The organism is Halanaerobiales bacterium, from assembly GCA_035270125.1.
Classification (GTDB): Bacteria; Bacillota; Halanaerobiia; order Halanaerobiales; family DATFIM01; genus DATFIM01.
This window is the reverse complement of the sequence record DATFIM010000220.1, coordinates 1-13,924: the sequence shown is the minus strand read 5'-3', so window position 1 is coordinate 13,924 and position 13,924 is coordinate 1. Positions and strand designations below refer to the sequence as shown.

Below are 13,924 nucleotides of genomic sequence, written 5' to 3'. Positions count from 1 at the left end.
TCATTAGCTGAGGTAACCTTATTTTTAAAGAAGTGAATTTTAGTATGTATCAAATAATTGATTAATGAGTCTTTTACCTATATTGTATGATTTATTTAATTTTACCTGGAAACTCCTGTAAACTATAGTTTTTCACTGGCTGCTTTATATAGCCGGTTCATTACTGCTTCTCCAATTCCTCTTTCAGGAATTTTCTCAACAATTATAATTTCATTTTCACTCTTATCTAATTCTCGTAAAATATAAAATAATTTATTGGCTATGGATTTCAAATCCGTTTTTGATCCAATATCGATAATTTTTATATTTTTATTTTTAACAAACTCATTTCTCTTTTTTAACTCATCTATAGTTTCTGATGTAAAAACTAAAGCTAATTTTTTATTTTCATTATTTTTAAGGTATCTATGTAATTTTTCCTTTTTTCCAGTATATAAAAATACTTTAGTTTCAGGAGAATAATGTTTATATTTCATTCCAGGAGCAAGTGGTTTATTATTTTTTGAATTATTTTTTCTCACAATTTTTCTCTCACTTATTTTAGCTAATTCTTCTCTACTTATTCCTCCCGGTCTGAGGATAATGATTTTTTCCTTTTCTACTTTAATGATTGTAGATTCTACTCCTACCTTACAGGCTCCTCCTCCTAAAATAAGAGGAATCTTTCCCTTCAAATCATCAAGAACATGTTCAGCTCTGGTAGGACTGGGCAAACCTGAAGTATTAGCACTTGGAGCAGCTAGCGGCCTATCAGTTATCTCTATTAATGATAGAGCAACTGGATGTGAAGGCATTCTTACTCCAACAGTATCTAAATTAGCAGTTGTTATTTTAGAAATTAGATTACTTTTAGGTAGGATAACTGTAAGTGGACCTGGCCAAAAAGTATTTATAATGTTTTCAAGATCATTATCAATTTTTGTATCAACAACTCTTTCAAATTGATCTAAGTTTGCGATATGAGCTATTAAAGGATTATCCTGAGGTCTTCCCTTAGCTTTAAATATTTTTTTTACAGCCTTACCGTTGGTAGCATCAGCCCCCAAACCATAGACTGTTTCTGTAGGAAAAGCAACAAGTTCACCACTTAAAATATGATTTTTAGCTTTTTTTAAGGCAGAAAGCTTTTTTATCTGCTCAATATTATTTTTTTGAATTAAAGCCTTTGGTATCTCTATTAAGGAGGTCTTATAATTCATTATTATTTCTCCTTTTTCCGGGCAAAAATCATTCTATCTTTTCCATTATAATCTTTTTTTATCTCAATCTCCTGATAGTTTTTAGTTTGCTTAATAAATTTTTTCAGTCTCTGGCCCTGATCATGTCCAATTTCTAAAGCCAATAATCCACCACTTTTTAATACAGAGCCTGCCTGCGGAATTAATTTTTTATAAACATCAAGACCATCTTCTCCTCCAGCCAGAGCAAGTTCAGGCTCTTTTTTTACCTCAGGTTGCAAATTTTTCATATCTTCATCATTGATATACGGTGGATTGGAAACTACTATATCCACATTCTGAGTATTCCTCTCCAAAAGAGGCTGAAGTAAATCTCCTTTATTTACCTTAAGGCTATCTTCTAATTCATGTTTTTTAATATTTTTCCTGCTTAATTTTACAGCTTTAGGAGAAATATCAATTCCCAAAATTTTTGGATCAGAAAGATAATGCCCGAGACTTACCATAATTGCTCCACTCCCGGGCCCTACTTCTACTATATTAGGAGACTCAAGTTCTTCTTTTTCACAATAATCAAGTATATTTTCTACTAAAAGCTCTGTTTCCGGTCTTGGTATCAAAACTCCCTCTTCCACCTCAAATTCAAGAGACATAAACTCTTTATAGCCAATAATATAACTAACAGCTTCTCTTTTGGCCCGGCGAACAACTCTTTTTCTATATTCAGCCAGTTCCTCTTTGGTCAAAGGATAATCAAAATTAACATATAATTTAATCCTCTCCATATCCAAAAGATCTGCCAGAAGGACCTCTGCATCCAGTCGAGAGTTGGGGATGTTTTGTTTTTTAAAAAATTCTGTTGTTTTGTTTAAAAGAGTTTTGATATTCACTTCTACACCTTCTCAAGCCTTTTTTTCATATCTTCTTCAACTAATGGTTCAATAATCATATCTAATTCACCTTCAAGAACTTTTTCTAATTGGTGAACAGTAAGATTAATACGATGGTCACTTACTCTTCCCTGAGGGAAATTATAGGTCCTTATTTTTTCACTTCTATCTCCAGTACCTACCTGACTTTTGCGGGCTTCATCTCTTTCAGCTCTTTTTTCTTCTTCAATTTTTTCTTTAACTCTTGCTCTTAAAATACGCATAGCTTTATCTTTGTTTTTGTGCTGAGATTTTTCATCCTGGCAGGATACTACAATCCCTGTAGGTTCATGGGTAATTCTTACAGCTGAATCCGTAGTATTAACACTCTGTCCTCCAGGACCACTTGAACGAAAAGTATCAATTTCTAAGTCATTTTCATTAATTTCAACATCAACATCTTCAGCTTCAGGTAAAACAGCTACTGTAGCTGTAGAAGTATGAATTCTTCCACTTGATTCAGTAGAAGGAACACGCTGAACACGATGGACACCACTTTCATATTTTAAATACTTATATACATCATCACCTTTAACATTAAAAGTGATTTCCTTGAAACCACCTACTCCAGATTCACTGGCATTCATGACTTCAACTTCCCAGCCCTGATCTTCTGAATAGCGGGAATACATCCTATATAAATCTGCAGCAAAAAGTCCTGCTTCATCTCCACCAGCCCCTGCTCTAATTTCGAAAATAACATTTTTCTTGTCATCAGGGTCATCAGGAATAAGCATTATTGGTAGTTCTTCCTCTAATTTTTCTCTTTGTGGTTCAAGTTCTTCAAGTTCCATTTCAGCTAATTCATTCATTTCATCGTCATCTTCTTCAAGAATAGCTTCTGCTTCTTCAATTTCATTCATAACTTCTTTATATTTTTTATATTTATCTACAATCTTTTTCAACTTAGCATGTTTTTTCAATAATTTTTGATATTTATTTGAATCATTTATTACTTCAGGATCACTTAACTTTTCATTTAAATTGTTATACTTTTCTTCAAGATTATCTAATTTTTCTCGAAGATCAAACATCTATTCCACCTCACTTAATTTTTGTCCGAAGTTCCTTTTACAGCATGGCATTTGCGACAGCGAGCTTCATAAACTTCATCAGCTCCAACTAAAATTACTTCATCATCATAGGAAGCTGGCTCACCATCAATTAAACGCTGAGTTCTGGTAGCCGGTTCTCCACACTGAACACAAATTGCATGGAGTTTATCAACATATTCTGCTCTGGCCATAAGTTCAGGAACAGGATCAAAAGGTTCTCCTCTAAAATCACGATCCAAACCGGCTAAAATAACGCGAACTCCATTATTAGCAAGTCCTTCACAAATCTTAACTATATCTGGATGAAAAAATTGGATTTCATCAATAGCTACTACATCAACCTCTTCACTTATTTTATTATATATTTCTTCAGGATGGTCAACTGGAACAGCTTCAATTGACTTTCCACTATGTGAAACCACATTATCATTAGAATATCTATTATCAATCAGAGGTTTAAAAACCTTTATGTTTTTTTGAGCTATTTTAACTCTTTTAATTCTTCTTATTAATTCTTCACTTTTCCCACAATACATAGGGCCAGTTATAACTTCTAACCATCCACTATTACCTATTTTATACATTAACTTACACCTCTCATTAACTTATAAAATGAAAAACAAAAAAGCAGAGCATTAGCCCTGCTATAAACGTCTGAATTTTTACTGAACTATTCTTCGTCTTCTTCAGATTCTTCAGAAATTCCATATTTTTTGTTAAATCTTTCAACCCTACCTCCAGTAGAAGCTTTACGCTGCTTTCCTGTATAAAAAGGATGACAACTAGAACAAACTTCAACTCGGATATTATCCTTAGTTGACTTAGTATGATAAACTTCACCACAGGCACAGGTGACAGTAGTTTCTTTCATTTCTGGATGAATTTCCTTTTGCATTACTTTCACCTCACTCTATATTTTCTAAGCTTAATTTTAGTCACTATTGTGATTATAACACAGCTAATTTATCTATGCAAGAGTTAAGTTCTCCTCTTCTATTTTAAAATCTTTTTCAGAGCTTTTAGTAACTCTTCATTATCTTCAGTATTGTTTAATTGTCTAATTAAAGTATCCATTATATTCGAGGAATTAATATTAGCTACATTTTGGCGAAGATTCCAGATTACCTCTAATTCTTCCTCACTTAGTAACATTTCTTCCTTACGGGTACCTGAACGCTGAACATCAATAGCAGGGAAAATTCTCTGCTCAGCAAGTTTACGATCTAAATGTAATTCCATATTACCTGTCCCTTTAAATTCTTCATAAATAACATCATCCATTCTACTACCAGTATTAACAAGACTGGTAGCAAGTATAGTTAAGCTTCCACCTTCTTCTATATTACGAGCAGCCCCAAAAAATTTCTTAGGAAAATGCATGGCTGTTGGATCAAGACCTCCAGAAAGAGTTCTACCACTTGGAGGGGTTGTTACATTTGCCGCTCTGGCCAGTCTGGTTATACTATCCAAAAGAATTACTACATCATTTTTGTGTTCAACAAGTCTTTTAGCTTTTTTAAGTACTAGTTTAGCTACCTGCAGATGATTATTAGCTGGCTCATCAAAAGTAGAACTTATAACTTCAGCATCCACAGACCTTTTCATGTCTGTAACTTCCTCAGGCCTTTCATCAATAAGTAAAATCATTAATTTTGATTCAGGATAATTTTCTCGAATACTATTAGCAACTTTTTTTAGTAAAACAGTTTTACCTGCCTTAGGTGGAGAAACAATGAGTCCTCTCTGTCCTTTACCGATTGGTGATATAAGGTCAATTAATCTACTGGAAATCTCATCGGAGCGGTGTTCAAGACGATACCTTTCTTCTGGATAAAGAGGAGTTAAATCTTCAAAATAGGCCCTATCTTTAGCTTTTTCCGGATCCTGATAATTCACCGCCTCTATTCTTAGAATAGCAAAGTATCTTTCACTATCTTTCGGTTCTCTAACCTGACCGGAAACAACATCTCCTGTTCTCAAATCAAAACGTCTAATCTGGGAAGCAGATATGTAAATATCATCACCTGAAGGTACATATTTTGAAGGACGCAAAAATCCATATCCCTCTCCATTTACTATATCCAGAACACCTTCGGCAAAGATATGTCCTCCTTTTTCAGTTTCCTTTTTTAAAATAGCAAAAATTAGATCTTTTTTTCTAAGTTGAGTATAACCTTTTACACCAAGGTTCTTAGCTAAATCATGTAATTCAGTTATTGTTTTTTTCTCAAGTTCAGTAATATTTAGCAAAATCAATTCCGCCTTTCATCATAAAATAATGTCTTAGTTTTTATTTAAATACTTATACCTAATCTAAACAATAGATAAACACCTATAAAATATATTAATCCAATCAAAAAAGAATCCCAACCAATTTTTAAATTAAATGCTGTTCTTTTAGATCTGTAAAACAATCCGATAACAGCTATTGTACTCATTAAAAGAACAATCATCGAAGTAAGAGAATGAACAAAATCAACAGATGCTAAAATATAGCCCTCTCTATAAAAAGCGTCTGCGAAAAATACAATTATCATATTGAAAATATTACTTCCAAAAACATTTCCTAGGGCCATATTATAAGCCCCTATACTTATGGCTGAAATTGTAGCAACAAGTTCTGGAAGTGAAGTTGCAGCTGCTACCATAATACTACCAATAAAACTCTGGTCAATTCCGGTCATGGTTGCAATCTGATCACCGGTAATACTTAATCTAATACCAGCAAAGACAATTACAACTGCACTAATGAAAAAACCAATAGCTGCTTTTTTTAAGCTCATTTTTTCGATTAATTCTTCTTCTCTGACTTCCTTTTGATCTAAAGGATTCTTTTTATCATAACGCCAGACAAGCCTTATCCCAAAAATATAGGTTAAAATAATAAGTATACTATCAAGTCCAATCCCCATTATTCCTAATCTAATATTTGTTAAATGACCGACTAACATACTAAAAGTAACTACAATAGCAAGTAGCATCCCTAATAAACCAGATAAAATGTTACTGTATCTCATCTGTAACATTATCGGTTCATCATGACTATAACCATGAATCATATCAGCTACAGCTAAAATCATAAGATTAAAAGTATTACTTCCAAAAACATTACCAATAGCAATATTGGGGGCATCTACTAAAGAAGAAGTAATACTGGTTACTAACTCCGGAAGCGAAGTAGCTAGTGCTACAAGAATAGAACCAATAAGGGCCTGTCCCAAACCTGTTTTATCAGATATTACATCTCCATATTTTGATAGATAAGTACCAGAAATTATAATCAAAAATGCCATAATGGCAAACTCTATCCATAAATTTATCATTATGTAAATCCTTCCTTTGCCTAAATATTTAATTATATAATATTATAATAAATAGAATAATAATTGGATATGAGATTGAAAATTTAGCGTAGAGAGAAAAAGAAGAGATCGCTTAAACATAAAGCTATGTTTAAACGATCTATACGAGGCCTTTAAGCTTTATTTTTACTACCCAATACATCTATTTTTTCTTTCACTCTTTCTTTAATAGCATCTCTACCAGGACCACAATATTTACGAGGGTCATAAAGTTCAGGATCTTCAGCAAAAAGTTCTTTGACTTTAGAAGTAAATGCCTGCTGAAAAGCAGTGTTCACATTAACCTTATTAATTCCAAAAGAAACAGCTTTTCTCACATCAGAGTCTGGTACTCCAGAAGCTCCATGTAAAACAAGTGGAATATTTATTTTATTATTAATAGTTTCTAATCTTTTAAAATCAAGATTCGGTTCACCTTTGTAAACCCCATGAGCAGTACCAATTGCAACAGCTAAAGCATCAATACCTGTTCTCTCTACAAATTCAACTGCTTCATCAGGATCAGTAAAAGTAGCTTCTCTTTCTTCTACTGTGTGGTCATCTTCAGTACCACCTAATTTACCCAACTCTGCTTCTACAGAAACCCCAACACTATGGGCAGCTTCTACAACTTTTTTGGTCATAGCTATATTTTCTTCAAATGGATATTTAGAACCATCAATCATAACTGATGAATATCCTCTTCTAATACATTCCATAGCTTTTTCAAAACTACTGCCATGATCAAGATGGAGGGCAACTGGAATATCTGTATTTTTAGTTGCAGCTTCTACCATACCTAAAACATATTCCATTCCTATATAACGAATAGCACCTTCACTTGTGGCCAAAATTAAAGGAGAATTAGCCTCTTCAGCACCTTCTATTATCCCCTGCAAAAATTCCATATTATTAATATTAAATCCACCTACAGCATAGCCTTCTTCATTTGCTTTGTTTAGAATATCGGCCATTGGAACTAAATTCATAGAAATTCCTCCTTTGAAATTATATATTATATATTGATCCTATATATTGATCCAGGGATCTTTTGGATTATTACCAGCCTCAGCCGGTATTTTTAACATAAGTTCCCCTTTTTGTTTTAAATAGTCCAGTTCCTGTCTGTTTTGAGCCGGTATCTTTTTAGTAGCTCCACAATTATTACAGGAAAGTTTTATTTCATCTGAATTAAGGTCTACATTTATATCATGACTTCCACATTCACAAAACAGATTTCCCTGAGCAGCAATATCATGGAGGTAATCTAAAATAGCGAGCATTAATTCTGGATCAGCAAAATCTTCAAAACCTAAATCATTAGCCATGGAATCAAGTTCTTTTTGTTGTTTTCGTATTTTTTCCTTTATCTGCTTATAGGGACCATAATATCCCAGGTTAAGTTTTGTCTCAAGACAAAGAATAGAGCTAACTTTGTTTTTAGACCAGAACTCCTGGGCAGGAATTAAGGTAGAATGTTCGTGATCACAGATTATACAATAATAATCAAGATTTATGTGATCAGTACCTTTTTTAGTAATAGACATTTTTTTACTGCCACATTCACAGTAAATATCATGACTACTACCTCCTGATAGCTGAAATATATTCAGTTGTTCTATCTCTAGCCTGCCACAGGTAGGACAGCGCATAGCTAAAGCAGTTGATTTTTCAAGTACCATGACTAATAAACCTCCTTAATCTAATAATTCTGTATAATTCAGGAAAATCCTCTTTTTATCTACAATTTATGATTAATCACAAATAGCAATAACTTCGATTTCTACATCTACATCTTTTGGAAGTCTGGCAACTTCTACAAAAGCTCTTGCCGGTGCTTTTTCACCAAAATACTGGCCATAAACTTCATTTATTTCTGAAAAATTCTCCATATCACTGGCAAAAATAGTTGCTTTAACTACCTTAGAAAGATCACTGCCTGCTTCTTCTAAAATCGCCTTAACATTTTCTAGGGATTGTCTGGTTTGTTCTCCAGGCCCTCCATCTACGGGATTGCCATCTTTATCATAAGGTATCTGTCCTGAAACAAAGAGCATATTACCTGCCTTAACAGCCTGTGAATAGGCACCAATAGCTGCCGGGGCTTTATCACTTGCAATTACCTTTCTTTCCATTATTTATCCTCTCCTTTTATTTATATGTTTTTATTTTTAGCACTCTATATAAAATTATTCTTTAAAAATGAGAAATGTCCTTTTATATTAAATTATTTTTTCCAAAATAAAAAAAGCCAGTCTCACCCTAGGCATTCTTTATTACAAGATACACCCTGGCTAAACTGGCTTTAATTTAATATTAAGTTAGTTAGCTTAGATCTAAATGCTTTTTAGATTTAGTTTAATACTTCCTCAAAAACATCACATAAAAGTGGTACTATTTCATGAAGATCTCCTACTATACCATAATCACAAACATCAAATATTGGTGCTTCATCATCTGTATTTATAGCTATAATTAGATCAGAGTTTTCCATTCCTGCTTTATGTTGGATTGCACCAGAAATACCACAGGCAATATAAACTCTGGGTTGAACTGTTTTACCGGTCTGTCCTACCTGATGTTCTTTTTCAATCCATCCTTCATCAACAACTGCTCTTGAAGCTCCTACTTCCCCTCCAAGCTTATCAGCAAGATTTTCAATACAGGAGAATTTATCAGCTTCACCAACACCACGGCCACCGGAAACAATAATCTCAGCTTTTTCCAGGTTAACACCCTTTTTGGCTTCTTTGACAATATCTCTTATTTTTGTAAACATTTCTACTTCTGTAAGATCAGATTTTAAATTTATAATTTTAGCTTCTTTTGTCACTTTTGATTTAATATCTTTTTCATCTAATTTTACTTCAACTTCATTAATATCTCCTACTCGATCATAATCTGGTTCTTCTTTTTCCATAACTCCCGGTCGCACAGTAGACATCTGTGGTCTGTGCTCAGGACAGACTATGGTAGCCATCAAATTACCTCCAAAGGCAGGACGGGTTTGAAGTAAAATACCTTCATCATCATCAATCTCAAGTTTTGTACAATCAGCAGTTAAACCAGTATCAAGTCTTGCTGATAGTCTTGGCCCTAAATCACGTCCATTATGGGTAGCTCCCAGTAATACAATCTCTGGTTTGGCTTTAGCTATCATATCACTTATGATACTTGTATATGGTCCAGTTCTATAATGTTCTAATCTTTCATCTTCTACAACATAGATATGATCAGCACCATAAGCTATTAAATCTTTAGCTTCATTTTTTACTTCTGAGCCCAAAACAACTGCAGATAGATCTGTATTAAGTTCATCAGCAAGTTTACGCCCTTCACTTATAAGTTCAAAAGAAACATCTAAAAGTTCATTTTCTCTTTGTTCTGCTAAAACCCAAACTCCACTATAGGCTGATAAATCTTTTTTCTCAGTTTGATCTTCTTCTTTTTCAAGTTCTATAGCATCATAATCACAGGCTTTAACACAAATTCCACACATTGTACAACTATCATGGTCAACTACCGCTTTATTTTCTTCCATACTTAAAGCGTCAAAAGGACATTTATCTATACAAACTTCACAACCAGTACATTTATTTTTTATAATATTTAACATGAATGCAGACCTCCTCTTTTTTTATCTTATACAACCTGTTCTTCTTTTAATTTTTCTACCAGTTTTTCAACTTTTTCTTTTGCTGAACCTTCTAACATTTCACCTTTTGTCTCATGAGTTGGCACAAAAGTATCATAAACCTGAGTAGGTGAAGCATCAAGTCCAAGTTTATCTTCATCGACTTCAAAATCATCTATAGACCAGACTTTAACTGTATCTTCTTTATTATAAGCATCTACAATTCTTTTAATTGATGGATAACGAGGTTCATTTAGGCCATCTACAACAGTTAATAATAAAGGTAATTCTGATTCTAAAATACAGTATCCATCTTCAAGCTGTCTTTTAGCTTTTACAGTTTTACCTTCAATTTCTACATTTGAAACATAAGTTATTTGCGGAATATTTAGATTTTCTGCAACCTGAGGTCCAACCTGAGCAGTATCTCCATCAATTGCCTGACGCCCACAGAAAATTAAATCAAAATCACCAATTTCTTTGATTCCCTGAGCTAAAGTATATGCTGTGGCCCAGGTGTCAGAACCAGCAAAAGCTCTATCTGAAAGTAATATCGCTTCATCTGCTCCCATAGCATAAGCCTCAATAAGGGCATTTTCCGCCTGAGGAGGTCCCATACTGATTACAGTTACTTTACCTCCAAATTTTTCTTTTAATCTTACTGCTTCCTCTACAGCAATTCTATCTTCAGGGTTAATTATACTTTCGACACCCTCTCTAATAAGTGTTCCTTTTTCTTCATCTATTTTAACTTCATTAGTATCTGGAACCTGTTTTACACAAACTACAATATTCATAAAATTACCTCCTTTTTTTAATTAAGTTTCTATTATTTTTAGTTAAGCAAAGAACCTGCAATAACCATTTTTTGCACTTCAGTTGTACCTTCATAAATTTCAGTTATTTTTGCATCTCTCATAAGTCTTTCTACTGGATATTCTTTTATATAACCATAACCACCATGTAATTGAACTGCTTTATTAGCAACTTCTGAAGCAACTTCTGAAGCATAATATTTTGCCATAGCTGCTTCTTTTGAAAATGATTCTCCACTATCTTTAGTTTTGGCAGCTTTATAGACAAGATTGCGTGCTGCTTCTACTTTGGTAGCCATTTCTGCAATTTCCCATTGTAGTCCCTGGAATTTACCTATTGGACGACCAAATTGTTCTCTTTCCTGAACATATTGAACTGTTTCATCTAAGGCTCTTTGTGCTATTCCTAGAGCCTGAGCAGCTATCCCAATTCTTCCTCCATCAAGAGTAGCCATTGCTATTTTGAAACCCATACCTTCTTTACCTAAAATATTTTCTTTGGGAATTCTACAATCCTGAAAAATTAACTCTCTAGTATCAGAAGCATTAATTCCCATTTTGTCTTCTTTTTTACCAAGTTTAAATCCTGGTGTATCTTTTTCTACTATAAATGCACTTATTCCTCTGGTTCCTTTACTCTTATCGGTCATAGCCATCACAATGAAAATATCAGCTACCCCGGCATTTGTGATAAATATTTTATTTCCATTTAAAACATATTCATCTCCATCAAGTTTAGCAGTAGTCTTTTGAGCAGATGCATCTGTACCTGCATCCGGTTCAGTTAAACCAAAAGCTCCAATTTTTTCTCCATTAGCCAGTGGTTTTAGATACTTTTCTTTTTGTTTTTCATTACCATACTTATAAATCGGATGAGCTCCTAAAGATGTGTGTGCAGATAAAATAACACCATGAGTTGCACATGCTCTAGAAAGTTCTTCAACAGCTAAAACATAATTTAAAGTATCTGAACCTGCTCCACCATATTCCTGGGGAAAAGGTATTCCCATCATATCAGCTTTTTGCATCTTCTTTACATTTTCTGCTGGAAATTCACAACTTTCATCAATTTCAGCTGCAATTGGTTCCACTTCTTTTTCAGCAAATTCTTTGTACACTTTTTTGCTCATTTTATGTTCTTCATTCAAATTAAAATCCATTTCAATTCCTCCTTAATTATTTTTTTCACAATTAAATTTAAAAAATATATGCTATCTTAAAAAATTAATAAAATTATTTTCATCTTTCACCTAATTAAGTATGCATACTCTATTCCAACAATGCCTTTTTTAGTTAAAAATACTTGTTTTATAGCAAAAAAATTTAAATTAACCCTGTTTTTTTATATCTACCTCCAATTATTAGATATTTATTTCCTTTTTATTACTTTTATATAATATATTTCTAGTGATTATTTGATCTTTAACTAGTATAAAATCTTTTTAGCCCCTAATAACTCTTGCTTTTTACAATAATGTATATATTTTTATACATAATCATTCTAAACTTTAGTCCATTAAGTGAATTATTTCACTTATCCCCTAATTAAGAAGCCTTTTAGCTGTCATTAGCGGGGTAGGATCATTGTATAAAAATATATACATTATTTAGTTATGTATAATAATTTATACATCTTTTAGTTTTATATTATATTTATCGATTTTATGATAAAGAGAAGTTCTATGAATCCCAAGGTCTTGAGCTGCTTTTGTTCTATTTCCATCTACTTTTTTTATGGCCTCAATAATTGCTCTTTTTTCGGTTCTGGCAACTATTTCATTTAAAGTTAGATTATCATTTTCACTTTTCTTATCTTCTTTATTTCCCTGATTGATAATTTCAGGTAAATGTTCAGGGTATATTATTTTTCCTGGAGCAAGATTTAAAGCTCTCTCTATAAAATTTTGAAGTTCACGTACATTTCCTGGCCAATCATAAGCCTTTAGTTTTTTTAGTGCTTTATCAGAAATTTCTTTTTCTTTAATATCTAATTCTTTTGCCAACTTTTTTATTAAAGATTTTACCAGAAGTTCTATATCTCCACTTCTTTCTCTTAAAGGAGGTAAATTTAATCTAATGACATTTATTCTATAATAAAGGTCTTCTCTAAATTTATTATTTTTTACCATTTTCTCCAAATTTTCATTGGTAGCTACAATTATTCTCAAATCAAGATTTATGGTCCCGGTTCCTCCAACTCTTTCTAATTCCCGTTCCTGTATAACTCTTAATAATTTAGCCTGCATCTCCAGAGGCATAGATCCTATTTCATCTAAAAAGATAGTCCCACCATTGGCAAGTTCAAATTTACCTGGTTTCCCTTTTTTATTAGCCCCGGTAAAAGCTCCTGCTTCATAGCCAAACAATTCAGATTCCAATAAGTTTTCAGGAATTGCAGCACAATTAACCCGGACAAAGGCTCCATATTTACGATCACTTGATTTATGAATTGCATGGGCAAATAATTCTTTACCTGTTCCACTTTCCCCTTCTATTAAAACAGTAGAATTACTATCAGCTGCCTTTTTTGCAAGTTTAATCAAATATTCCATCTTGCTATTTTGGGTGATAATATTTGAAAAAGAGTATTTAGCCTGTTGTAATCTTTCAACTTCATTTTTATAATAATTTAATCTGTTTTCCAAAACTTCAAAACGCTGGGCTAGAGATTTAAGTTCAGCAATATCCTGAAATAATATTTTACCAATTGCTCCGATTAAGTTTCCATCTTCATAAAGAGGAATTCTGCTTGCTACAATTTTGTGGCCCTTAAGTTCCTGAATATGCCCCACTTCTTTTTCACCTTTTTGGGCCACAATATGCATTCGTGTATTTTCTATAACATCTGTTACATGCTTTCCTAAAACCTCTTTTTCACTAACTCCCAAAAATTCCTGATAGGCATGATTAAATCTTATAATATAGCCATCTTTATCAACAATTACAATTCCTTCATAGGCATTATCCAGGAT

At 32.9% G+C, this 13,924-nt stretch carries 14 protein-coding genes; all 14 read right to left on the bottom strand.

The annotated features are described in order from the left end of the window. Positions 1-122: 122 nt before the first annotated feature. Positions 123-1,199: an L-threonylcarbamoyladenylate synthase gene (locus tag VJ881_10950; GenBank protein ID HKL76570.1), complete on the bottom strand. Its 1,077-nt coding sequence runs from the start codon at positions 1,197-1,199 to the stop codon at positions 123-125. A 2-nt stretch (positions 1,200-1,201) separates the two neighbouring features. Continuing rightward, complete coding sequence (gene prmC / locus VJ881_10945; GenBank protein ID HKL76569.1) at positions 1,202-2,068, bottom strand: peptide chain release factor N(5)-glutamine methyltransferase; 867 nt, start codon at positions 2,066-2,068, stop codon at positions 1,202-1,204. Positions 2,069-2,070: 2 nt separating this feature from the next. Then, positions 2,071-3,141: a peptide chain release factor 1 gene (prfA, locus tag VJ881_10940; protein HKL76568.1), complete on the bottom strand. Its 1,071-nt coding sequence runs from the start codon at positions 3,139-3,141 to the stop codon at positions 2,071-2,073. A gap of 14 nt (positions 3,142-3,155) precedes the next feature. Next, the gene (locus VJ881_10935; protein ID HKL76567.1) at positions 3,156-3,746 is read right to left on the bottom strand and encodes a thymidine kinase; all 591 of its coding nucleotides are present in this window, start codon (positions 3,744-3,746) and stop codon (positions 3,156-3,158) included. An 86-nt stretch (positions 3,747-3,832) separates the two neighbouring features. Then, a complete protein-coding gene (gene rpmE / locus VJ881_10930; GenBank protein ID HKL76566.1) occupies positions 3,833-4,057 on the bottom strand; it encodes a 50S ribosomal protein L31 in 225 nt (74 codons plus the stop codon). A 98-nt stretch (positions 4,058-4,155) separates the two neighbouring features. Then, positions 4,156-5,412 (bottom strand): transcription termination factor Rho, encoded by a 1,257-nt coding sequence (gene rho / locus VJ881_10925; GenBank protein HKL76565.1) that lies wholly within the window; start codon positions 5,410-5,412, stop codon positions 4,156-4,158. A 44-nt stretch (positions 5,413-5,456) separates the two neighbouring features. Continuing rightward, on the bottom strand, positions 5,457-6,485 hold the full coding sequence (locus tag VJ881_10920) for a sodium:calcium antiporter (GenBank protein HKL76564.1): 1,029 nt from the start codon (positions 6,483-6,485) through the stop codon (positions 5,457-5,459). 152 nt (positions 6,486-6,637) lie between these two features. Beyond that, positions 6,638-7,492: a class II fructose-1,6-bisphosphate aldolase gene (locus tag VJ881_10915; protein ID HKL76563.1), complete on the bottom strand. Its 855-nt coding sequence runs from the start codon at positions 7,490-7,492 to the stop codon at positions 6,638-6,640. Between the two features lie 39 nt (positions 7,493-7,531). Beyond that, the gene (locus VJ881_10910) at positions 7,532-8,185 is read right to left on the bottom strand and encodes a hypothetical protein (GenBank protein HKL76562.1); all 654 of its coding nucleotides are present in this window, start codon (positions 8,183-8,185) and stop codon (positions 7,532-7,534) included. A 72-nt stretch (positions 8,186-8,257) separates the two neighbouring features. Next, positions 8,258-8,638: a RidA family protein gene (locus tag VJ881_10905; protein ID HKL76561.1), complete on the bottom strand. Its 381-nt coding sequence runs from the start codon at positions 8,636-8,638 to the stop codon at positions 8,258-8,260. A gap of 218 nt (positions 8,639-8,856) precedes the next feature. After that, entirely contained in the window at positions 8,857-10,119 is a 1,263-nt protein-coding gene (locus VJ881_10900; protein ID HKL76560.1) for an electron transfer flavoprotein subunit alpha, read from the bottom strand. A gap of 26 nt (positions 10,120-10,145) precedes the next feature. Further along, positions 10,146-10,934: an electron transfer flavoprotein subunit beta/FixA family protein gene (locus tag VJ881_10895; protein HKL76559.1), complete on the bottom strand. Its 789-nt coding sequence runs from the start codon at positions 10,932-10,934 to the stop codon at positions 10,146-10,148. A 38-nt stretch (positions 10,935-10,972) separates the two neighbouring features. Then, positions 10,973-12,112, bottom strand: coding sequence for an acyl-CoA dehydrogenase (locus tag VJ881_10890; protein ID HKL76558.1), 1,140 nt, complete (start codon positions 12,110-12,112; stop codon positions 10,973-10,975). A 465-nt stretch (positions 12,113-12,577) separates the two neighbouring features. Then, the coding region (locus VJ881_10885; GenBank protein ID HKL76557.1) for a sigma 54-interacting transcriptional regulator at positions 12,578-13,924 on the bottom strand (1,347 nt) is incomplete at its 5' end.